1 protein-coding gene is annotated in these 1,157 nt (G+C 73.6%); it reads left to right on the forward strand.

Annotated features, from left to right (window positions below; translation table 11 throughout):
- Positions 1–36: 36 nt before the first annotated feature.
- Entirely contained in the window at positions 37–1,044 is a 1,008-nt protein-coding gene (locus GBZ48_RS35860) for an FAD:protein FMN transferase (RefSeq protein WP_174475376.1), read from the forward strand.
- The last annotated feature ends 113 nt before the right edge of the window (positions 1,045–1,157 follow it).

Consider the following 1,157-nt stretch of genomic DNA (forward strand, 5'->3'; position numbering starts at 1 on the left):
CCACCTTCACCCCTCTCTATTCCGCGCACCCTTCGGATGTTAATAAGACACACCCCCCTGCCCAGACGCCGCGTCCTCGCCATCGGCGCCGTCGCCGCCGGCCTGTCGCTCCTGCCGCACCGCCTGCTGCGGGCGGAAGGGGTTCCCGTCCGGGTCTGGCGCGGCGTCGCGCTCGGCGCCGACGCCAGCCTGACCATCGCCCACCCCGATCCGGCCGAGGCCGACCGCCTGATCGCGCTCAGCCTCGAAGAGGTCGAAAGGCTTGAGCGCGTCTTCAGCCTCTACCGCCCCGACTCCGCGCTGCGCCGCCTGAACCGCGACGGCCGGCTGGACTCCCCGCCCGCCGACCTCGTCCGCCTGCTGTCCGAGGCCGCCGCCTTCGGCCGTACCACCGGCGGCGCCTTCGATCCCACGGTGCAGCCCCTGTGGCAGCTCTATGCCGGCCATTTCGAACGCGCGAACGCCGACCCCGCCGGCCCGCCGGAGAGTGCCGTCCGCGCCGCGCGCGCGCTGGTCGATGTCCGCGCCCTGCGGGTGGAGCCCGACCGCATCGCCTTCGCCGCCGGGGGCATGGCGGTGACGCTGAACGGCATCGCCCAGGGCTACGTCACCGACCGCGTGACCGAGCGCCTGAAAACCGAAGGCATCGGCAACGTGCTGGTCGACATGGGCGAGTTGCGGGCGCTGGGCCATCATCCCTCCGGCCGCCCCTGGACGGTCGGTCTCGCCGATCCCAGGGCGCCGGACCGCAGCACGGAGACCGTGGATCTCACCGACGGCGCGATGGCGACCTCGGGCGGCTACGGCACGCAGTTCGACGCTGCCGGCCGGTTCACCCACCTGTTCGATCCCGCGAGCGGCACCTGCGCCGCCCAATGGCTGGCGGTGACGGTCCAGGCCGCCGACGCGACGACGGCCGACGCCCTGTCGACCGCCCTGTCGGTGGTGCCGGCGGACCGGGCTCCGGCCATCCTGGCGACCCATCCCGGCGTCACCGCCCGCTTCACCCACCCCGACGGCCGCATCCTGCGGCTGCCCGCCTGAAGGGGGAGGCGACCGACACGGCTACCATCCCCTCTCCCCCCCCGGGGAGAGGGGCAGGGTGAGGGGGGAGCGTCGCGGAATTTCCACAAAGGTCCCACCACGCACCCCCCTCA

The sequence above is a fragment of the Azospirillum melinis genome (assembly GCF_013340935.1).
In the GTDB taxonomy this organism is placed as follows: Bacteria; Pseudomonadota; Alphaproteobacteria; order Azospirillales; family Azospirillaceae; genus Azospirillum; species Azospirillum melinis.